This window comes from Streptomyces sp. SD15, assembly GCF_054462255.1.
Window position 1 is genome coordinate 261121 of the sequence record NZ_JBTLMO010000005.1, and the last position, 20539, is coordinate 281659.

At 69.8% G+C, this 20539-nt stretch carries 19 protein-coding genes and 1 pseudogene; 2 read left to right on the plus strand and 18 right to left on the minus strand.

The window, feature by feature from the left end; translation table 11 throughout:
* Positions 1–38: 38 nt before the first annotated feature.
* The 12 genes from ACX28W_RS07660 to ACX28W_RS07715 form a co-directional block, all read right to left on the minus strand.
* Positions 39–1100, minus strand: a complete 1062-nt coding sequence (locus ACX28W_RS07660) for an acetamidase/formamidase family protein (RefSeq protein ID WP_458997976.1) — start codon at positions 1098–1100, stop codon at positions 39–41.
* Complete coding sequence (locus ACX28W_RS07665; protein ID WP_458997977.1) at positions 1097–1849, minus strand: cysteine hydrolase family protein; 753 nt, start codon at positions 1847–1849, stop codon at positions 1097–1099. Before ACX28W_RS07665 ends, ACX28W_RS07660 begins: the two co-directional genes overlap by 4 nt.
* Positions 1842–3458 (minus strand): amidase, encoded by a 1617-nt coding sequence (locus ACX28W_RS07670; protein WP_458997978.1) that lies wholly within the window; start codon positions 3456–3458, stop codon positions 1842–1844. The genes ACX28W_RS07665 and ACX28W_RS07670 overlap by 8 nt, the downstream gene beginning before the upstream one ends.
* Positions 3455–3883, minus strand: coding sequence for a cupin domain-containing protein (locus ACX28W_RS07675; protein ID WP_458997979.1), 429 nt, complete (start codon positions 3881–3883; stop codon positions 3455–3457). Before ACX28W_RS07675 ends, ACX28W_RS07670 begins: the two co-directional genes overlap by 4 nt.
* A 55-nt stretch (positions 3884–3938) precedes the next feature.
* Positions 3939–4712, minus strand: a complete 774-nt coding sequence (locus ACX28W_RS07680) for a creatininase family protein (RefSeq protein WP_458997980.1) — start codon at positions 4710–4712, stop codon at positions 3939–3941.
* A 2-nt stretch (positions 4713–4714) separates the two neighbouring features.
* Positions 4715–6112, minus strand: a complete 1398-nt coding sequence (locus ACX28W_RS07685) for an FAD-binding oxidoreductase (RefSeq protein ID WP_458997981.1) — start codon at positions 6110–6112, stop codon at positions 4715–4717.
* Entirely contained in the window at positions 6112–7278 is a 1167-nt protein-coding gene (locus tag ACX28W_RS07690) for a substrate-binding domain-containing protein (protein ID WP_458997982.1), read from the minus strand. The genes ACX28W_RS07685 and ACX28W_RS07690 overlap by 1 nt, the downstream gene beginning before the upstream one ends.
* A gap of 53 nt (positions 7279–7331) precedes the next feature.
* On the minus strand, positions 7332–8351 hold the full coding sequence (locus ACX28W_RS07695) for an ABC transporter permease (protein ID WP_458997983.1): 1020 nt from the start codon (positions 8349–8351) through the stop codon (positions 7332–7334).
* Positions 8348–9094 (minus strand): ABC transporter ATP-binding protein, encoded by a 747-nt coding sequence (locus ACX28W_RS07700; protein WP_458997984.1) that lies wholly within the window; start codon positions 9092–9094, stop codon positions 8348–8350. Before ACX28W_RS07700 ends, ACX28W_RS07695 begins: the two co-directional genes overlap by 4 nt.
* Before the next feature lie 101 nt (positions 9095–9195).
* Positions 9196–10398 (minus strand): amidohydrolase family protein, encoded by a 1203-nt coding sequence (locus tag ACX28W_RS07705; RefSeq protein WP_458997985.1) that lies wholly within the window; start codon positions 10396–10398, stop codon positions 9196–9198.
* Entirely contained in the window at positions 10395–11282 is an 888-nt protein-coding gene (locus ACX28W_RS07710) for an MBL fold metallo-hydrolase (RefSeq protein WP_458997986.1), read from the minus strand. Before ACX28W_RS07710 ends, ACX28W_RS07705 begins: the two co-directional genes overlap by 4 nt.
* Positions 11279–11782 carry a flavin reductase family protein gene (locus tag ACX28W_RS07715; RefSeq protein ID WP_458997987.1) on the minus strand — a complete coding sequence of 168 codons (504 nt, stop codon included), beginning with the start codon at positions 11780–11782 and terminating at the stop codon, positions 11279–11281. The genes ACX28W_RS07710 and ACX28W_RS07715 overlap by 4 nt, the downstream gene beginning before the upstream one ends.
* Positions 11783–11887: 105 nt before the next feature.
* Here ACX28W_RS07715 and ACX28W_RS07720 point away from each other — a divergent pair, with 105 nt between their 5' ends.
* Together ACX28W_RS07720 and ACX28W_RS07725 are read left to right on the plus strand one after the other, a co-directional pair.
* A complete protein-coding gene (locus ACX28W_RS07720) occupies positions 11888–12481 on the plus strand; it encodes a helix-turn-helix domain-containing protein (protein ID WP_458997988.1) in 594 nt (197 codons plus the stop codon).
* Positions 12482–12784: 303 nt separating this feature from the next.
* Positions 12785–13009 (plus strand): annotated as a pseudogene (locus ACX28W_RS07725) (cupin domain-containing protein); the annotation flags it as partial.
* Positions 13010–13038: 29 nt separating this feature from the next.
* Here ACX28W_RS07725 and ACX28W_RS07730 read toward each other — a convergent pair.
* The 6 genes from ACX28W_RS07730 to ngcE all read right to left on the minus strand — a co-directional run bounded on the left by ACX28W_RS07730 (position 13039) and on the right by ngcE (position 20511).
* A complete protein-coding gene (locus tag ACX28W_RS07730; protein ID WP_458997989.1) occupies positions 13039–14403 on the minus strand; it encodes a nucleobase:cation symporter-2 family protein in 1365 nt (454 codons plus the stop codon).
* A gap of 14 nt (positions 14404–14417) precedes the next feature.
* Positions 14418–15440 carry an isopenicillin N synthase family dioxygenase gene (locus tag ACX28W_RS07735; protein ID WP_458997990.1) on the minus strand — a complete coding sequence of 341 codons (1023 nt, stop codon included), beginning with the start codon at positions 15438–15440 and terminating at the stop codon, positions 14418–14420.
* 566 nt (positions 15441–16006) lie between these two features.
* A complete protein-coding gene (locus tag ACX28W_RS07740; RefSeq protein WP_458997991.1) occupies positions 16007–17077 on the minus strand; it encodes a LacI family DNA-binding transcriptional regulator in 1071 nt (356 codons plus the stop codon).
* Positions 17078–17124: 47 nt separating this feature from the next.
* A complete protein-coding gene (locus ACX28W_RS07745) occupies positions 17125–18069 on the minus strand; it encodes a carbohydrate ABC transporter permease (protein WP_458997992.1) in 945 nt (314 codons plus the stop codon).
* 11 nt (positions 18070–18080) lie between these two features.
* Positions 18081–18989 carry a carbohydrate ABC transporter permease gene (locus ACX28W_RS07750; RefSeq protein WP_458997993.1) on the minus strand — a complete coding sequence of 303 codons (909 nt, stop codon included), beginning with the start codon at positions 18987–18989 and terminating at the stop codon, positions 18081–18083.
* Positions 18990–19086: 97 nt separating this feature from the next.
* Positions 19087–20511, minus strand: a complete 1425-nt coding sequence (ngcE, locus tag ACX28W_RS07755) for an N-acetylglucosamine/diacetylchitobiose ABC transporter substrate-binding protein (protein ID WP_458997994.1) — start codon at positions 20509–20511, stop codon at positions 19087–19089.
* Between the last annotated feature and the right edge of the window lie 28 nt (positions 20512–20539).

A 20539-nucleotide genomic window follows, 5' to 3' on the forward strand; every position in this document is an offset into this window, starting at 1 on the left:
AGGATCGCTCCCCCTGGCAGAGCGCGAGCAGTGTGGCGTCAGAAGGTCAGGTCCGCCTTGGAAATGCGGCAGTGGACGCCCTTGACGATGTCGACCACCTGGGAGACCTGGAAGTCGGCGGCCGCGCTGAGGTAGGCGAGGGCAACCGGGCCGGGGACGGAGAAGCGCTCGTCGAGGAGGGTGAGGGCATCGCGTACGGCATGGCGCATCGCCTCGTCGAGGTCGGTGTCCAGGCCCATGACGATGTGCTCGGTGTCGGTCTCGGCGAAGGGGGCGCGCAGGCGGGATGCGAGTCGGCGGAGGGCGGGGTCGCGGTGGACGGTGAGGCGGAGGGTCGCGCGCAGAGGGGCTTCGAAGGCGGTGAGGGCCACTTCGCCGTCGCCCTGGGAGAAGTGCGGGTCGCCGGCGTAGAAGAGGGCGCCCTCGACGGCAACGGGGAGGAAGAGGCGGGCGCCGACGCCGAGGTGGCGTACGTCGAGATTGCCTCCGTGCGGACCGGGAGGCACCGAGTGGACCGGGGCTTCGGTGGCGGGGGAGGTGCCCATGATGCCGAGGAAGGGACGGAGCGGAAAGCGGATGTCGCGACCGTCGCCCACGGGGAGGCGGCCACGGCCGTCGTCGTCGACGGTGGCGACCAGGCTGACCGGGTCGGGGCCGGGGCCCTGGGGGTATTCGCCGGGGAGCGCGCCCTTGCCGTGGCGGTTGCTGATCACGCCGTAGGGGGCGCGACGGCGCAGGCGGAGGACTTCCACTTCGAGTACGTCGCCGGGCTCGGCCCCCTGGATGTGGACGGGTCCTGTGACAACGTGCGGGCCGTGGGCGGCGGGGTCGTGAAGGCGGGTGGAAGCGGCGAGCTCGGCCGTGTCGTGGAGGATGCCGTGGATGCCGGCCGCGGCGAAGAAGGCGGCCGGGTCTCGGCCCTGGTCGGCGAGGATGCCCTCGTGGCTGATGGTGTCGAGGCTGACGACCGCGCCGGAGAGGACCGAAAGGGCCGGCTTGGAGCGGGCGTTGGGGAGCAGACCCCAGTGGACTGCGGCTGGGTCCGCGGGCAGGTAGTGGTCTCCGTCGACGGGGCCCCGGTGGGGTTGGAGCAGGGTCACAGGGCTTCCTGGAGGTCGGCGGCGGTGAGGGTGAAGCCGAAGCACTGGCGGACGTTGTAGACGGTGGCGTCCATGCAGTACGCGGGTGAGGTGGTGGCCACCGCGTCCTCCAGCATCAGCACGTCGTAGCCGAGGCTCGCTGCGTCCATGAGGGTGGCGAGGACGCACTGGTCGGCGTTGACTCCGGCGAAGAGAAGCGTGTCGGCGCGGAGATTACGCAGGACGCTGTCGAGTTCGGTGTCCTGGAAGCCGCTCATGCGGTACTTGGCGATGTGCAGGTCGCCGGGTGCCGCAACGAGGGGTGCGGTGATACCGGCGGACGCGCTGTCGCGTTCCAGGACCCTGGCCCCGGTGGGCAGTTGGGAGCCGAGGCCGCCTCCGGTTCCCTCCTGGTCGTAGACGTGGAGGACGCCGGGCGGGAGGTTCGCGCGGTCGGGGCGGTTGCCCCAGTTGAGCCAGACGACGGGGACGTCGGCCGCCCGGAGGGCGGGGAGGAGCCGCTGGAGTACGGGGATGGGGGTGCGGGCCAGGGACACGTCCACGCCGATCGAGGCCAGCCAGCCGTCGGGCGAGCAGAAGTCGTTCTGCATATCGATGACGACGATCGCCGTTGAGGCCAGGTCGAGCGTCAGGATCTGGGGCTGGGCCTCCACGGTCACGGGGCGGGCCGGGCGCTGCGGACGGCGGAGGTCGACGTGTGTGGCGTCCGCGCTCCAGGAGTTGCGGGAGTTGGGGCCGATTTCATGCATGGGTCAGCTCCAGGAGGGCGTGGTCCGTGCCCGGTGCGCCGATCGCGCAGAGGCCGACCGGGAGGTCGCGGACCCGCAGCCGTGGCATGGTGACGGCGGGCAGCCCGGCGAGCGAGGCAAGGCAGGTGAGGCGGAGGGTTGCGGCTCGTACGGTCTCGACCTCGGCCGGTGTCGCATCGGCGCGGGGGGCCGGGCTGCTCGTGGCGGGAAGAAGGAGCGCGGCGCCGGGCGGAAGGGCTTCGACGATGACCGAACGGGCGGACAGGAGCCCGGAGGTGGCGTCACGCACTTCACCCTCCGCGACCTGGCTCCCCCCTGCGAACCGGGCCTCGATGTCGGCCCCCAGCGCGCCTGGGTGCTTCTCGATCCACTCCCCGTGCGCGGCCCACGCCTCGGCAGCCTGGACGGTACGGAAGGCGGGCAGCCACTCCTCCAGGTGTGGGGCCATACCGGTGTCGGTCCGTACGAGCTCCAGGCCGATACGGAGGGAGAGCGCCCGGCATGCCGCCTCGAAGGATGCCTGGACCTCGGGTTCGGCGAGCGCGGTGAGGGCGTCGTCGACCAGAAGCGCGGTCATCGGGGCTTCGTCGTCCCGGGGCAGGAGCACCTTCGCCGCTGTACGCAGCAGGTCGGGGTCCCGGGCAAGCAGTCCCGCCGTGTCGAAGGACGGGGCCAGCGGGAGCAGGCCGCCGGTGGGGACGGCTCCGTGGGTGGGGCGCCAGCCGTAGAGGCCGCAGTAGGAGGCGGGGACCCGGATCGAGCCCGCGGTGTCCGTGGCCAGCCCCAGATCCGCCCAACCGCGGGCGACCGCCGCCGCCGGGCCGCTGCTGGAGCCGCCGGTGATCCGGCCGGGGGCGGCGGGGTTGACGGGGGTGCCGTAGTGGATGTTGGTCCCGGCGAGACTGAAGGCGAGTTCGTCGGTTTGGGCGATTCCCGCGAGCTGAGCGCCCGCGCTGAGCAATTCCCTTACTGGGTCGGCATGTTGGTGCTCCATCGGCGCATCGGCCAGCCACTGCGGGTTGCCCCCGCCGATCCGTTGTCCGGCGACGGCGAAGAGGTCCTTGACGGCCGTACGTACACCGGCGAGCGGCCCCTCCTCCGCCCCGGCGACCAGCGGCTCGCCCACGACCCGCCACACCGCGGGGTCCAAAGCCTCGTCCGCCACCGGGTCCGGCACCGCGCTGACGTGCGCGGCCGCGATCCGCCAGCCCTCCCCCGTCAGCCGCCACACCTGTGTCTGCATCCCGCGCGACCCGTCGGCCCGTAGCGTTTCGGCGGTCAGTACGGCGACGTCCTCGGCGATCCGCACCTCATGGACGCGCTCGACCCTACGGGCCGGGGCTCCCCCGCTGCGGCCGCGACGGAAGTCCGAGATGGCCGTGTGCCCGCTCAGCACCATGGAACCCTCGGCGCGCACCGTGTCCGGGGCGTCCAGGAACCAGTGGTCGAGGCCCGCCACGTCATTGGCGCCGAGGGCCTGTTCGTACGACCAGAAGGCGTCGAGCAGTTCGCTGCGGTTCGCCCCGCGAGGGCGGTGGGGCGTGGCGGGCCGACCGGCTTGTCCGGCCGGGGGTCCGGGGGTTGCCCCCCGGGAAGGCACAGTGCTCATCGGGCGGCTCCGAGGACGGCCAGGTCCGCGTCGTCGAGCACCGCGAAGGGGCCGCGCTGGATCAGGTCGGCGAAGCCCTCGTCGGGGGACATGATCGTGAGGGTGTAGAGACGTTCGGTGGCCGAGGTGTTGGTGATCCGGTGCTTGGAGCCGAGGGGCAGGACGAGGACATCACCCGGTGCGAGGTCGCGTTCGTGCTCGTCGCTGACCGCGCGGCCCTCGCCCGCGAGCACCACGAAGGTCTCCACGGACTCGGGGTGCCAGTTGAGCGGCTGGGCGCCGCCCGGCTCCCACACCTCGAAGACGACGGTGGTCGGTGAGCCGTCGGCCGGTCCGGTGAGGACGGCGAGCTTGACCGTGTCGCCCGCGGTGATGTGGTGGGCGGTGATCTTGCTGAGCGGCGTGTGGAGCGGGGGGATGGCCATGGCGGGTGTCCTCGACGTCAGGCGTTCAGGCAGAAGGTGGTCAGGCGGAAGGCGGTCAGGCGGAAGGCAGGAAGCGGGCGCATTCGCGCAGTGCGGCCGCGTTGTTGGCGATGGCGGTGTCGACGAGCTTGCGGCCGAGTTCGGGCGTGGCTCCGGTGGGGTCGCCGATGACGCCGTTGCCCGTACCGAAGTCGTCGCTCGTCCAGCCGAAGGAGACGGACTTGCCGAAGCCGATGTGCTCGTAGGCGGTCAGGTGCTCGGGGACACTCCGCTCGGCCAGCGACATGTCCACCGTCTCCGGGTGGAGGTGGAGCATCGCCGCGGTCTCGTTCAGCCCGCCGTGCACCCCCAGACCCAGCTCGCCGGACGGGGACGCGCCGCCCTGGTCCGCAGGGAGCGCGGCGTGCAGCAGGAAGGTGAACAGACCGTATTTGGTACGGAGTTCGCGCAGAGCCACTCCCAGCAGCGCACTGTTGCCGCCGTGCGCGTTGAGGAACGCGAGCCGCCGGACGGGCCCCGTGGCGAGAGAGCGTCCCAGGTCGTCCAGTACCGCGAGGAGCGTCGAGGCGCTGAGCCACAGCGTCCCGGGCGACCAGGCGTGTTCGTCGGACTTGGTGTACGCGAGGCCCGGCAGCAGCGTGATGTCGCAGCCGTCGGATGCGGCCAGGGCGGCGCCCTCCGCTATCGCCTCCGCCATGAAGTAGTCGGTGGCGACGGAAAGATGGGGCCCGTGCTGTTCGATCGCACCGACGGGAAGGACGGCCACGGTGTCGGCGGACAGGTCGGTGACCGACGGTCCGCTGAGGTCGGTGAAGCGGGTGAAGGCCATGGTCAGCGCGCTCCCAGGAGGTGGCCGGGGTTGAGCAACCCCAGCGGGTCGGCGGTGCGGGCGGTGGCACGGACGAGGTCGAGGCGCCGGTCGACGTACCAGTTGTGGACGTCATGGACGCCGACGCCCAGTGCCTCCAGGGCGCCGATCCCCTCGTACACGGTGGCTTCGTCCTGGTAGTGCGCCATCAGCATGCCGACGGTCCCCGAGCGCATCCCCTCCAGGTGCAGCACCGTCCCGGGGAAGACGGCCTTGACCGCCGCCGGGTCGCCGAGCAGTACGTCGCCGCCGATCTCCAGGTGGAAGTAGCCGTCCTTGGCCTTCATCAGGTGGTACGTGGGGTGGTTGAAGGAGAGCGAGGAGATGAGGGCGGGACCGCGCGGCGCGGGACGTACCTCCGTCACCCGGCCGCCGCGCTTCTCGATGATTGCCCGAGCGTCGTCTCCGGCCTGCTCCTCGATGATCGCGCGGACGCTCAGCTCGGCCGGGTCGAGGGCCGGGTCGGCCTCGAAGGTCTCGACGAGGCCGGGCTCGTCGAGGGAGACCAGGCGCGGGGCGGGCTCCAGTCGTACGAGGTCGCTGAGCGCGGCGGTGGCGGAGGCCCACGTGTCGAAGGAGGCGAAAAGGCCGGTCCAGACGCGGGCCGGCTGAAGTGCGACGGTCGCGGTCGTGGTGATGCCGGTGGTGCCGTAGGCGTGGATGTACGGGAGTGCTTCCTCGCCGCGTACGGTGAAGGGCTCGGCCTCCGCTGTGCACGGAACGACGGTCAACTCACGTACAAAACCGTCCCCGTTGGTGCCGTTGGCGAGCGATCCCGTGCCGCCGTTCCCACCGGAGAGGAAGCCGCCGAGCGATGTCCCGAAGGTGGAGGGGAACATCCACAGCTCCTGGCCCAGCGTGCGCGCATGCGCCTCCAGGTCGGACATCTTCGCGCCCGCCTCGGCCCTGATCCACCCGTCGCCCGCGCCCAGGATGCGTCCGCATCCGGTGAGGTCGAGGACGGCGCCGCCGTGCAGCGGGATCGCCTGGCCGTAGTTGCCGGTGCCTTTGCCGCGCGGGGTGAGCGGGATGCGCAGGCGGTGGGCGAGGGCGACGAGGGGCTGGATCTGCTCGTATGACGACGGGCGCAGCACCACCTCGGCGCGACCGGCGGGGAGCTTGGCGGCGAGGATCGGCGACATGTGCGCCCAGTCGCGGGACGCCTTGTCGAGGGCGGAGTCCTCGCGTACGACGGCTTCCTCGCCCAGGAGTGCGGCGGCCTCCGTACAGAATGCGTCGATGCCGGGGGTGCGGTGCGTGGCACCTGGGCCGGCGCCCAACATCGCGTCGTCCACGACCAGTTCGGTCATCCGGCGCAGTTCGGCGGCGGACAGGGTCGTGCCCTTGGGGTCGACGGCCATCACTTCATTCCGATCTTGGTGTCGATGAATGCGTTGGTCGCCAGGTCGTCGGCGCTCAGGCCGGCCGGGATCTTGACGCCGCCCTTGGTGAGGAGCGGTCCGAAGGTCTTCAGGGAGTCGGCGACGCGCTTCTTGTCGAAGCTCGCGATCGATCCGTCGGCCTCGTTGCCGAGGATGCCGAGCTTGACCATCTCCTTGGCGGCGTACTGGCCGGTGCCCTTGGAGTAGACCCAGCTCGTGCCGTACTGCTTGACGATGTCGTCGATGAGCGTGATCGCTGTGTCCGGTGCGGCGGCGAAGTCGGCGGCCGACTGCTGGATGACGGGGACCAGCTTCTTCAGGCAGGGACTGAGCTTCTTCAGTGCGCCGGTGCGGACGGAGAGTGCCTGCGGGTAGACGGTGTAGCCGACATCGGCCAGCAGCTGGAACTTGACCGGTTTTTTCCAGGCGGCGATCTCGTGCTCGTAGAGGTACGGTTCCGCGGTCGCGAAGCCCTGCTGGGCGATGGAGGGGTCGGCGACGAAGCGGGACGGCGCACTGTCGTAACTCCCGTCCAGCTGGCTCTTCTTGATGAGCCCCTTCGACACCAGCATCGGGGCGAAGATCTCACCGTCACGGTAGACGACCTTTGCGTCGCTCTTGCCGATGTCGGCGACGGTCTGCCAGTCCGGGTGGGTCTTGGGGTCCCACATCAGGACCTGCGGGCTCTTCTTCATCAGCGCGGCAACCGCGGTGACGGGCTGCTTGCCGGCCGCCTGGATGGCGCTGTCGGTGGTGACCATGCCGAGGGTGATGGACTGGTCGATGTACATCTGCGAGGCGGGGCTCTGGAACCCGACGGCCGAACCTCCCGCCCGTACCTGGATCTTGACGCCGGTGTCCTTGCCGCCGATGACGAGCGGGCCGGTGACCCGCTTCTTGTCGGTGTCGACGGTGTAGCCGGGGCCGACCAGGTTGTAGAGCGGGCCGTGTTCGGCCTCGGGCTCCCAGTCGGCCTGGACCACAATGGTGGCGGGGCAGACTTTGTCGAGGCGCTGGGCGGCGGGGGCGGGCTCGAGGTCGACAGAGGACCCGGCTGTGGTGGCGCCGGCGCCGCAGCCGGTGGCGGCGAGGATGAGCGAGGTACTCAGTCCCGCAACAAGGCTTCTTCTGACGGAAATTGGCATGGCTGTCTCCCGGGAGGGGCTCTGACGAGGAAGCGGAGAGGGGGTGGGCCGGCTCAGCTGCGGCCGGACGCGTGCCAGGAACCGATGGCGAGGCGGGACAGGAGCGTGAAGAGCGCGAAGACGGCGACCCCGAAGAGGGAGGCGAGGATGATCGCGGCGAAGAGGTCCTCGGACTGGAGGCGTGAGCGGTAGACGTCGAGGAGGGTGCCGATGCCGGGCGCGCCCTGCTTGAAGAACATGTCGCCGACGATCGCGCCGATGACGGAGAGCCCGGAGGAGGTACGCAGCCCGGTGAAGATGGCTGGGAGCGCCGCGGGCAGTTCGAGCTTGCGCAGGCGGTCCCAGCGGCTCGCCTTCTGGAGGGTGAAGAGGTCGTGGTGGGCGCGGTCCACGGACTGCAGTCCGAAGAGGGCGTTGGCGATCAGCGGGAAGAGGGCGATGAGGACGCAGACGATGACCCGGCTGGTGAAGCCGAAGCCGAACCAGAGGCCGATGAGGGGGACGATGGCGAGGATCGGAACAGTCTGCAGAATGACGGCGTACGGATAGAGGGAGCGCTCCAGCCAGCGGGCGCGGCTCATCACGACGGCCCCGGTGATGCCGAGGGCGGCGGCGATGGCGAGCCCGGCGAGAGCGACCTGCGCGGTGAGGGCGAGGGCCTGGAGCATGGGCTGCAGGTGAGTCCAGTCGAGGACGGCGACCTGGAGGACCTGATGCGGGGGCGGCACGAGGAAGCGGCGGGCGGGGGCGAGAAGCAGGTAACTCACCGCGTACCAGAGGCCGATGGCGACGGCGAGCGAGCCGATGGGGGCGAGCAGCGCGACGGGGCCCCGGCGTGTGCGGACAGACACCTCGGCGGCCGGGAAAGTCTCGGCCGTGACGCCGGCGGCAGCATCGGACTGATGCACGGGGGTCTTCCCCTCGTCGGCCGGAGCGGCAGCACCCGAACCGGTGACGGCCGGTTCGGAAGCGGCACACGGTTCGCCGCTCGGGCCGACGGTGACCGAGGCGGCCGTGGTTGCGCGGACAGTCGGCGCGTCGGCGGCCGGGGCGGCCGGGATGTTCGCGGTCACTGGGCGTCTCCTCGCAGGGCCCCGGAGACCGCGCCCGCGATCGCGGCGAACTCCGGTTCGTAACGGAGCGACGCGGGCCTGGGGTGGGCGAACGGGACCTCGAATGCGGCGGTGATGCGTCCAGGTCGGGCCGACATCACCACGACCCGGTTGGCCAGGAAGACCGCCTCGGTCACCGAGTGCGTGATGAAGAGACCCGCGAACCCCGTCTCGGCGAAGATCCGCTGGAGCTCCTCCTGCATACGAAGCCGGGTCATCTCGTCCAGCGCGCCGAAAGGTTCGTCGAAGAGGAAGAGCGCGGGGCGCATCATCAGCGCGCGGGCCAGCGAGACCCGCATCCGCATCCCGCCCGAGAGCTGTCCCGGCAACTGCTCCTCGAAGCCGTCCAGGCCCACGAGACGGATGGCGTCCCTGGCGCGCTCGTGCCGTTCGGCCTTGGGACGGCCGGCCAGTTCGGCCGGCAGCGCCACATTGGCGAGGACGCTGCGCCAGGGCAGCAGGGTGGCGTCCTGGAAGACGTAGCCGATGTCCCCGCCGGGGGTACTGATCTCGCCCGCGCTGGGGGCGTCGAGACCGGAGGCGAGCCGCAGCAGGGTGGACTTTCCGCAACCGGAGGGGCCGACGACTGCGACGAACTCCCCTGCGCCGACGTGGAGTTCCACTCCCGAGAGCGCGGTGGTCCCGCTGTCGAAACGCTTGTCGACGGCTACGAAGCTCAGCGCCGTCTGCACTGCTGTCGCCACGTCAACTCCTTCCTGTGGGCCTGTGGTGCGTTCACCGATGTTCGTAGCATCAACATTCTTTGTTTCGGGGGGATGTCCCGGGCGTTTACGCCCTGGACCAGTCAGAGCGCTTCGCGGATCACCGTCGTACGGCTCACCGCTCGCCCGCCCTTGAAGACGATCCGGTCCGGGTACGAGGCCCCGACAGCCCCGGAGAGCGAGTCGGCCCGTACCGCGAGGAGGTCGGCGATCGCACCCTCGTACGGCCCTGCCGCGGGTAGCCCGAGGACCGTGCGGGCGCCGGTGGTCACCGCGTGGACGGCCTCGGGCAGCGTCAAGTGACCTGCCGCGACGAGGAGTCCGGCGGTCTCCAGGGGATCGGCCCTGCCCACCGGATTGAAGGGGTCGCGGATGTTGTCGCCACCCCCGGCCAGGGGCACGCCCGCGTCCAGGAGGGCGCGTACGGCGGTCAGACCGCGCGGGGTGCGGGCAGGGGTGTCGCGGCCCTGGAGGTAGAGGTTGGTGAGCGGCAGTGCGACGACCCCGATCCGGGATGCCGCCGCCTCCTTGGCGATCCGGGCGGCCTCGGCCGGGTCCAGGCCGCCCAGTCCCACGCAGTGGCTGGCGGTCGCACCGTGGGCGAAGCCCCGCTCCCGTACCGCCTGGGCGAGCAGCAGCAGATCCTTCGGGTCCGGACGGAGATGCTCGTCCGCATGCAGATCGACGCCGACGCCGTGCCGCTCGGCGATGGCCAGGGCGCGGGCGACAGCGGCCTGCGGGTCGTCGGAGAGGTGCGGGCAGCCACCGAGCAGATCGGCCCCCAACTCCAGTGCCTCGTCAAGGACTTCGTCGGGCGCCTCGATGTGCAGTACGGCGATCTGCAGCGCAACCCGCTCGCTCAGCTCCTCGCGCAGCCGCAACAGCGCCCGCAGCCCCCGGAGCGGATCGGGCCCGGGCAGGACGTCGGCGTGGGTGCGGACGGCGGTCGCACCATTGGCGACCAGCTCGTCCAGGGCACGGCGGGCCCTGACCAGCACGTCCTCCTCCGTCACCTGCTCGGCATAGCCGCGCCAGGCGGCGACCGCCCCCGGCAGGTCGCAGGGCGGTGCACCGGCCAGGTCCCAGGTGAGGGCCTTGTCGAGGTGGGCGTGGGGTTCAGCGGGGGCGGGCAGCAACAGGAAGCCGGAGAGGTCCATCTCCTCGCACGAGGAGAGGAGTTGACCGGCCGGCGCGACGGCCGACACCCGCCCGTTCTTGATCAGTACGTCCCGGACCTGCCCTTCGGGCAGCCGCGCCCCGCGCAGCAGCAGCGCCGTCGCCGTCATCGCGTGTCTCCGCTCTCCGGTGCCGTGAGCACCGCGAAGCCGTCGAAGGCGTGCCACATCGCGGGCGCGCCGAACATGTCCTGGCGGCGGACCGGGCGGGTCCGTCGGCGTACCACCTGGTCGAAAGCTTCAGCGACCCGTCCCACGAAGTAATGGTCCTCACGGTGGCGGAGGTTGTGTCCCAACAGGGCCGTTCTGACCGGGAGTTCGGCCAATCGCCGAGTCGATGCGGCGAAGGCGGGTACATCGGCGCCCGGCACATGGGCGAAGAAAGCACCACTGATCAGCGTGTCGCCGGCGAGGAGCTGGCCGCTCCCGGGCTCCCAGAGGCAGATGCCGTCGGGCGAGTGGCCGGGGGTGTGCAGGACGTGCAGCCTCCGCCCGCCCAGGTCGATCTGCTCCCCTTCCCTGAGCAGCCGGGTCGGGCGCACCGCGTCGATACGCCACTGGGTCAGTTCGGGGACGGGCCGCACCTCGATGCGCGAGTCGGTGAGGAAGAAGCCCTCGGCGGAGAGTGCGCTCAGCTCGATGTAGCGCTGTCGCATGTCCTGGGCGATGTGCTCGTACGTCTCGAGCCACTCGCGCGGTGCGGGCTCGCCGTGCAGGTCTGCGCCCGCCTCGTGGACGGCGAAGTCCTTGGCCTCGCCCACGAGTGAGGCGTTGCCGCCCCGGTGGTCGTAGTGGTGGTGGGAGTTGACGACGAGCAGCGGCAGCGAGGTCAGTGCGCGCACCTCGCGCCCGATGTCCCCGATACCCATCCCGGTGTCGTACAGCAGGGCGAGGTCGTCGCCCACGACGAGATAGCTGTTGACGTGCCCGGGCTCGGCGATGAGGAAGGTCCCGGGTGCGGTCTCCTGTACGGAGAACCAGTCGCGCCCGCTCATGCGCCGATGGCGTGGTAGCGGCGGGCGTGGTGGACGAGAGCGCTGACCCCGCCCTGGCCGGGGATGATCTCCTCGATGTCGGCTATCAGCAGCAGGTGGTCCCCGGCCGCCACCTCTTCCCGTACGCGGCACAGAACGGCGTACGTGCTCTGCGCGAGCAGCAGCGGCACACCTCCCTCTCCCGTCGTCCACTCCAGCTCGGCGAACCGGTCGGCGGCCGGATCGGCGAACCGCCGCGAGACGGATTCGCCGTCCGCGGCAAGGATGTTGAGGGCGAGCCTGCCGCCGTCCTTCAGCAGCGGCAGGGTGCGGCTGCCGCGCTGGACGCCGATCGCCATCAGCTGCGGCGTGTGGCTGAGGCTCATCACGGCGGTGCTGGTGAATCCGGCAGGTGTGCCATCGGCTGCGGCGGCGGTCACCACGCAGACGCCGCCTGCGAGGGCGGCCATGGCATCGAGGAATCCGGCCGCGGCGGGTCGGTCGGCTGTGGTCGCGGTCATTCGGGCTCCTCGCTTAGAATGTTCGTCACATCAACATTGAGCGTAGGAGACATGTGTTTCGCGGGAGTAAATCCCCCTCCGAAGTGACCGCTTAGGATTTCCACCATGGCAGACCGCCCCACCGAAACCCCCGCCGATCCGGACCAGCAGCTCGGTAACGCGATCCGTCGGCTACGCAAGAAGCGCGGCCTCACCCTTGTCCAACTCGCGAGCAGCGCAGGCCTTTCACACCCCTTCCTCAGTCAGCTGGAGCGCGGGCTGACCCGCCCGAGCATGCCCTCGCTGCACCGGATCGCCCAGGCGCTCGGCACCACCCAACAGGCGCTGCTGGCACACTCGGCAACCTCCCCCGCCGACATCCATGTCGTACGGGAAGGGACCGGCACCCCCGTCGCCAACAGCGGCGGCTCGGCCCGGATGCTCGGGGCACCCCGATTCGCCGTCCATCCGGTCGAATACACGGGAGGACCCACCGACTTCGAGGAGTACTACGACCACCCGGGCGATGAGTTCCTCTACGTGGTGCACGGCGCGATCGAGGTCGACCTACTGGGCCCCGGCGGCCGCGAACTGCACCGCCTCCACGCCGGTGACAGCCTGCTCTACCCAGGCGGAACCCCGCACCGCTGGCGGGTTCTGACGGACAATCAGGATCTCTCCGAGGTGCACGTCCTCACCGTACAGAACGCCCCTCGCTAGGGCCTGTCCGGCGGATCATGCCGCAGACGCGGGGCCTGGCACGCCCGCCCCCAAGCTCTCGGCTTCGCTCGAGCAGGGAGGTACCCCCTCCGGCGTTGTCGTCGGTTGCCGACTCCCCCAAGTTCTCGGCTTCGCTCGAACAGGGGGGACCCCCATCGCGTCGACGCCCTCCTCCGCCTTGCAGCTGCACGCACCAGGCCCCGCTCACCGGCGATTATCAGGCGCCGTTGCTTCCCTGCGACCTGATCCGCCGGACAGGCCCTAGAACGCCGACCAAAGAGCGACAGGGGTAGAGGGCACCCCGGTGACGAGTTCGTCCACGTGGTGGACGGCGAGAGAGAAGTCGAGCTGCAGACTCCGTCCGGCCCGCGTCTCGAACGCCTGGATCCGGGCGACAGCCTCGTCTACCCGGGTGGCGTCCCGCACCGCCGGCGTGCCCTCGGCGACCGCGACCGCGTCCGTAAGCTCGCGGTCCAGAACACACCCGGCACCGACGACCAGCACCCCGCCGACCCGAGCCCGCGCTGATGACGTGCGCGGTCGCCCTGGCACCCGCGCTATGGGACGTATTCCGCCGGGGTGGTGGACGTCGGCCGGGTCTGCTTTTCTGCCTCTGTCTCGTCGTCCCCCGTGCGTGCCGGGTGGGTCCGGTTGAAGGCCAGGTTCAGCCCGAACGCGATCAGGGTCGCGCTCGTCACCGGTGAGCCCAGCACGATGCGCACACCGTCCGGGAAACGGGAGTAGAGGTCCGGTGCCACGTCGGGCGCCATGCCCACGCCGATCGACACGGCGACGATCAGCAGGTTGTGCGTTCCCTCGAACTCGACCTTCCGCAGTGTGCTGATGCCGACGGCAGCGACCGTGGCGAACATGACCAGTCCCGCCGCGCCCACGACCGGTCCGGGCAGCCCGGCCACCACCGCCCCCAGCTTGGGAACCAAGCCCAGGACAACCAGGATGGCGCCCGCGACGGTGGCCACATGGCGGCTGCGCACCCGAGTCATCGACACCAGGCCCACGTTCTGGGCGAAGACGGTGTCGATGAAGGCGTTCATCACTCCGCCGAGCACCCCGGACAGGCCGTCGGCGGCCAGCCCGCGCGCCATGTCCGCGGTCGTCAGCTCCTTGCCGGTGAGTTCGGCGACCGCGATCAGGTCCGCGGTCGACTCGGCGAACAGGACCAGCATCACGACACACATGGAGATGACCGCGACGGGCGGGAACTCGGGCGCCCCGAAGTGGAACGGAGCGCTCACCCCGATCCAGTCGGCGCCACGGGCGGCGGACAGGTCCACCAGACCCAGCGGTACCGCGACCGCGGTACCGGCCAGCAGCCCGAGCAGGACGCCGGTCTGGGCCAGAAAGCCCCGGCCGAACCTCGCCACCAGCAGGATCACGATGACGACGAGGGCGGCGAGGGCGAGGCGCGACGGCGCCGCGTAGTCCGCCGCCTTGGGGTCGCTGCCGACGACAAGGTTGACGCCGACACCGATCAGCGCCAGGCCGACCACGGTGATCACCACACCGCTCACCAGCGGCGGGAAGAAGCGCGCTGCCTTGGCGAACGGCCAGGCGACGAGCAGGCCGAAGATCCCGGCGGCGAGCATCGAACCGTATACGGCCTGGAGCCCGTACTCACCGGCGATCAGGATCATCGGCGTCACGGCGGTGAAGGCAGCGCCGGCCATCACGGGCATACGGACGCCGAGCACCCGCCCGACGCCCGCGCCCTGGATCATCGTGACGACGCCCGCGACCAGCAGGTCCGCGTTGATGAGCAGAGCGATGGTCGAGGCATCGAGCCCGGCGGCCGCGCCGAAGACGAGCGGCACCGTGACACAGCCCGTGTACATCACCAGAACGTGCTGGAGGCCCAGCACCGCGAGCCGCCCGAACGGCGCCCGCCGCTTCGCGGACATCATCACAACAGTCCCCTCTACCGTGCGAAGTTGGCGGCGATGCGCTGCTGGATGTACTGCTCCGCCGTGATCGGCGGATACCGGCCCTCCGGCCCCTCGACCACCACGTCACGGTCGGCCTGGGCGAAGAAGGCGATGCTGTAGCGGGCGCCCCGGTCCTCGCCGGGGCCCGGGGACTTGACCCGGTGGAAGTTGGACGGAAGCCGGTCGTCGCTCCACCGCATCAGCATGTCGCCGATGTTGCAGGTGATGGCGTCGGCCGACGGCACCACGGGGGTCCACTCCTGGGCCTCGGCCTCCTTCCCCGGGCACACCTGCAGCCCGCCCTGTCCGTCCCGCTGGAAGAGCAGCGTCAGGCAGTCGAAGTCGGTGTGCGCACCGGCCCGCCACACGTTCGGATCGGGCTCGGCGTCCTCGGGGATCGCGAAGTAGTGCAGCATCCGCAGGGTGGACTGATAGTGCATGCTCTGAGGGTCGTGGGCGCGGGCGAAGAAGTCGCCGGCGAAGCCCAGCTTGTCGGCGAAGCAGGACAGGACCCGCATCGCCACCTCGCGGCAGTGCGTCTCGAAGTCGAGGGCGCGCAGCCGGAATTCGGGCAGGACGTCGTCGGGCCAGAGCCCCTCCATGTGAGGGCGGGTGACCTGGTACGACTCCTTCTGGTCCGGTGTCCCGACGGACGGCCTGACCTGGGTCATGGACTCCCACCCGGAGTTGAGGCCCTTCTTCAGCCCATGCCGGGCCTTGTGGGCCTCGGGCAGCGCGAAAAATCCCTCGGCGTTCGTGAACGCCTCGTCCACCAGGGCCTGTTCGATGCCGTGGTTGACCAGCTGGAAGAACCCGATGTCCGTGGCCGCCGCCCACAGCTCCTCGGTGATCTCGGCCTTGCGGGCCTCGAAGTCGGAGAGGTCGATGCGGCGGATCTCCCGCGCCGTGGTCTCGGTTCCGGCCCCGCCCATGCGGGTCTCCTTGTCGAGTTCGGCGAGGCCGTACGTCGATTGAGGCGTCGTGTGCGGCACAGCACGCGTCGTGATGTCAGTCATCGCGGCAAGTACTCCTGGGTACGTCGGAGTGGTGTTCTCCGAGTCCTACGAGGTGCAGTCACCGCCCCTGCACCCCCACCGCGGACACACAGAGGTCCGCGGGCACGGTCGGCCTCGGACCCGTTCGTGGGCCCGGCGCCGTGGGCTGGCACACCCCCGTCGACAGGGGCCATGCGCGATGAAGTCAGCCTGGCGGCTCCGTGTTTCGTCCGGGAACCAGTTCTGTTACTGCGACAGCACATCCACGAGGAACTCCGGGGGAAGGCGGGCACTGTCAATCCCCTCGCATCGTGGAGACCTTCCCATGCAGCCAGCCCCTCGCTGACGCCGGCCCACTAGGACCTGTCCGGTCGATCACGGCGGAGACGCGGGGTGTGGCACGCACATCTGCGGCGTTGTAGTCGATCGGGCTCTTGAAGCGACACACGCTGTGGAGCCGTCGAGCGTTGTGGAAGTCTGTGATCCAGGTCGCGATCCGGAGCAGTTCGTCGTCTTGGTCAGCCGGCGGCGTCCCGGCCCGGCGGGCCCCGGAGATCCAATCGGCCAGGGGCGGCCCACGTGACTGCCTACGGTCTCGCACGGGCGGAGCGCACACTCTGGCGCATGACCAGGTGCGTGCCCAGCATGACGTTCTGCTCGCTGTACATCGGGTCGTCGCGGTGCAGTGCCATCCGCACCGCGGCGCGGCCCAGTTCGTCGAAGGGCACGTGCACCGAGTTCAGCGGCGGGTAGAGATCGGCACAGATCGGCTCGTCGTTGTAGCCGATGAGCGACAGGTCGTCCGGGAGTGACAGACCTCCCTCACGGGCGGCGGCCATAGCGCCCGCCGCGAGGTAGTCGTCGAAACAGAAGGCCGCGGTATACGGCAGGCGCCCGGCTGCCAGATGGGACCGCACGGTCTCGTAGCCGAACGTCCGGTCGGCTCCTCCGATGTGGAGGAGGCCCGGATCCGGAGTGATGCCGTAGTCTTGGTGCGCGCGACGGTATCCAGCGACGCGCAGGTCGGTCGTGGTGTGGTCACGCGGGCCGCCGAGGAGGGCGATGCGCTGGTGGCCGAGGGACAACAGGTGGCTGACAGCTGCGTGGGCGCCACCTTCATGGTCGTAGTTCACGACCGTGATCGGCAGGTCGGGCGCCGGGGCGGGCCGTCCGCAGAGCACCAGCCTGGAGCCGCTGGCGTCGAGGACCCTGGCGAAGCGGGAGATGCGCTCGGCGTAGTGGGGTGTGACAACCGTCCCGCCGATGAGCACGACGGCCTCGGTGTTGTGCTGGCGCAGTGTCTCCAGCAGCGCGATCTCCCGGTCCGGGTTGCTTCTGGTGGAACAGACGATGCAGAGCCGGTCCTCGTTGACGGCCTGTTGTTCGATACCGCTGGCGACCCGGTTGTGGAACTGCCAGGACAGTGCGGGAAGCAGGATCGCCACGGTGCGCGAGTGCGGGGCCGACAGGGCGCGTGCCTGGGCGTTGACCACATAGTCCAGCTCTTTGATGGCCCGCTGGATGCGCGCCTGCGCCGCGGAGGACACCGGGCGGCTGCCGGTCAGAACCCGGGAGACGGTCGCTGGGGAGACTCCGGCTCTTGCAGCGACGTCGCGGATGGTGGCGGCTCGTGGAGGCGCGTCCTGGGGGTCGTGCATGCCTGAAGTATACGGTTGCCTGTCTGTTTCCTCCGGGGACAACGGGCTCACTTGAGCATCCCCACGGTGAGGCCGGCCTGGATGCGTCGTTGGAGTGCGAGATAGAGGCCGATCACGGGGACCGCCGCGATGACGAGTCCGGCGAACAGAGCGCTCCAGTCCGCCTCGTAGCCCTGCTGGCTGGCCAGGTTCGCCAGCCCCTGGGACAGCACGTACTTGTCGCGGTCGGTGTTGAGCGCGACCGGCAGCAGGTACTGGTTCCACATGCCGAGGAAGTTGAAGATGCCGACCGACAGCAGGCCCGGCTTGGCCATGGGCAGCATGACCCGGAAGAAGATGGCCTCCTGCGAGGCGCCGTCGATGAGGGCGGCCTCGGCCACCGCCGTGGGCAACGTCCGGAAGAAGCTGGTCAGGAAGAAGACCGTGAACGGCAGCGCGTACGCCGTGTAGACGAGGATCAGGCCGTGGTAACTGCCGAGCAGGCCGAGGTTCTTGACAACGAAGAAGAGCGGGACCAGGGCCAGCACGACGGGAAACGCCATTCCGGCGACGAACGCGTAGTAGATCAGTCGGCATCCGGGGAAGGTGAACCGGGCCAGCACGTAGGCAACCATGGAGCCCAGGACCATCGTGAGGACCAGCGAACCGAACACGACGACAAGGGTGTTGACGAAGTAGTCGCCGATGCTCGCCTTGGACCAGGCGCGGGTGAAGTTGTCGGCATGCCAGGTGCCGGGCAGCTGCCAGGGGTTGCCGAACAGCTCTCGGTTGTCCTTGAACGCGCTGATCAGGGCCCAGAGCAGGGGCACGGTGGACAGCACGGCCCAGAAGACGAGCAGGGCATGGGTCGCGCCGGTGGCCAGGGGGGCACCGACGCGGGTGAGGCGCGGCGGAGTTGCCGTCGTGGTGGGCTTCGGGACTCGGTCGTGCTCTTGTCGCGGGGGGTGCGCAAGGCTCGCGCCGGCATGCGTGGGGTGAGACGAAGTCTTCATCGTGGTGGGCCTCAGAACTCGATCGTGTTCTTGTTGCGGGAGCCGCGGAAGGTGAGAGCCGTCAGCAGCAGGCTCAGCAGGCTCAGCATCACGCCGATCGCCGTGGCGTAACCGAACTTGCCGTTCCCGAACGCGGACAGGTACAGGTACTGGGAGAGCACCATGGTGGAGTTGTCCGGGCCGCCGGTTGGGGCGAGGACCATGAACAGCGCGAACGCGTCGAGCGCGTGGATGCCCAGGTAGATCCAGGCGACCTGGACGGACTCCCGCAGCAGCGGCAGGGTGACGCGGGTCAGCGTCTGGAAGCGTCCGGCACCGTCCAGTTCGGCGGCCTCGAAGATGTCCTTCGGAATGGACTGCATCGCGGCGCTGAACAGCACGACGTAGAAACCGACACCGGCCCAGACCATCACTGCGATCAGTGACCACAGAGCGACGGCCGGGTCGCCGAGCCATGTGCGTGCCAGCCCGCCCAGACCGGTCGCCTCCAGTCCGCCGTTGAGCAGCCCGATCTGCGGGTTGTAGATGAACTGCCACAGGATCGCTGTGATCACCACAGGGAGAATGTGCGGAAGGAAGTAGACCCGGCGGTAGAAGGCCGAGCCCCGTACTCCCGCCACCTTGCCGCCCGAGCCGCCCACATTGAGCATGGCGGCGAAGAACAGCCCCAGCACGATCGTGACCAGCGGGACCACCAGCAGGAGCAGCCCGTTGTGCCCCAGGGCCTGCCAGAAGTCCGGGTCCTGGAAGAGGCGTTGGAAGTTGTCGAACCCGACGAAGGGCTTGTCGGCGGTGAACCCCGACCAGCTGGTCAGCGAGATCGAGAACGCCTGCGCGTAGGGAGAGACCACCAGCGCCCCGTACAAGGTGAGCGGCAGTGCCAGGAAGAGGAGGATGATGCGGGTTTTTCCGTGGTTCACGAACGACTCCGGGGATGGGGGAGATGGGATCCGCCGTCCCTGCGGGGCGAGGAACGGCGCATCCTCTGTGCCTGTGGCGTGATCCGCCGGACAGGGCCTAGCTTTTGAACTTCGTGATGGCGGAGTCGGCGGCGATGGCGTCGGCCTTGGCCTGCATCTTGGAGAGGAACTCGGTCGCGTCGATGCGCCCGGCGAGCAGGTTGGCGAACTCGGACTTCAGCGTGGTGGTCAGGTCGGCGTACCAGCCGGTGAACCGGTAGCTGAACAGGTCGTCCCCGGCCGCGGTGACGGCCTGCAGTACCGAGCCCAGCGCGGTGGAACCGAAGTCGTTGTCGCCCGTGGCCCCCTTGACGACGGTGAGGGCATGGGTCGTCTCGGTGAAGTTGGACGCGGCTTCCTTGGAGAGCATGATCCGCAGGAACTCCATGCCGCCGCGGAGGTTCTTGGCCTTGGCGGGGACGACGAAGATCTCCCCGGCGGTGGCGTGCAGCGCGCTCTGCGGCAGGGCACCGTCCGACGAGAGCGGGGGGACCGGGCCGAAGACCATGTCGAACCCGTCCGGGGTGATCGCCTTCATCTCGTTCTCGACGTACGAACCGGCGTGGTACATCGCGGCCTTGCCCTGCACCCACGCGGTCTGCGCCTGGGTGTGGTCCAGTCCCTCGCTGCCCTTGAGGAAGTACCCGGACGAGGCCAGCCCCGCGATCGCCTCCGCGGCGGCCTTGACCGGTTCGGCCTGCCACGCCTTGGGTTCCAGGTTGTCGATCGCCTTGATCACGTCGACGCCGCCCTGCTTGGCCGCGAGGGCCATGAGCGGGCTGAAGAAGTAGTCGGGCGCCGTCGTGCCGCCGTACGCGAAGGGGGCGATGCCCGCCTTCTTGATCTTGGCGGCCAGTTCGGTCAGGCCGTCCCAGGAGGTCGGCCAGGTCCAGCTGTGCTTGTCGAACAGTGCCTTGGAGTACCAGAAGCCGTTGACGGTGAAGACGTACGGAAGGCCCATCACCTTGCCGTCGAACGTGGTTGCGTCCAGCGTGCCCGGCAGGAGCGTGTCCTCGACCGTGGTGTCCTGGTCGTCCACCGAGGGGGCCTTCAGCAGGTCGGCCAGCTCGGCCAGCTGGCCGTCGGCGACCAGCGTGCCCATCGCCATCTTCTTGGCGCCGCTGTTGTCGATGACGTCCGGCGGGTCGCCGGCGACGAATCGCGGCTGCAGTTCGGTCTGGATCTCGGTGATCCCGGAGTGGCTGATCTTCGCCTTCGGGTACTTCTCGGCGTACAGCTTCTCGTCGAACTTGGCGTACTCGTCGCTGTAACCGCCCTTGAAGACGACGACGTCCAGCGCGGCGCTCTCGTCGATGCCGAACGGGTTGGTGGCGCTGGCCTTGCCCTTGGCCGAGCCGGCGTCGGCATCGCCGTCGGCGGAGGCGCAGGCCGCCAGCAGGCCGGAGCCGGACACAGCGAAAGCGGCGACCGCTGTCGCTCTCAGCAGGGATCGTCTCGAGAACGTCGGGGGCTGGGTGTTCACTGGTGCTCCTTTGTGCGACGGGGTTCGC